Below are 233 nucleotides of genomic sequence, written 5' to 3'. Positions count from 1 at the left end.
GAGGGAACGAGGGGAAGTGAAACATCTCAGTACCCTCAGGAAGAGAAAACAACCGTGATTCCGGGAGTAGTGGCGAGCGAAACTGGATGAGGCTAAACCTGTAACGTGTGAGACCCGGCAGGGGTTGCGTTGTAGGGGTTGTGGGAGCGTGCTTGATCGGTCTGCCGGCCGGTCGGTGAGTCAGAAACCGTATGGGTAGGCGAAGGGCATGCGAAAGGCCCGGCGTAGAGGGT

Annotated in this window: 1 rRNA gene; it reads left to right on the top strand. The window is 58.4% G+C overall.

The window, feature by feature from the left end:
• Positions 1 to 233 (top strand): 23S ribosomal RNA (locus IG02_RS0135705); the annotation flags it as partial.

This window comes from Streptomyces sp. NRRL F-5135, from assembly GCF_000719775.1.
Lineage (GTDB): Bacteria > Actinomycetota > Actinomycetes > Streptomycetales > Streptomycetaceae > Streptomyces > Streptomyces hebeiensis.
Note: the sequence above shows the minus strand (reverse complement) of the source record. Positions and strands in the feature narration are given on the sequence as shown.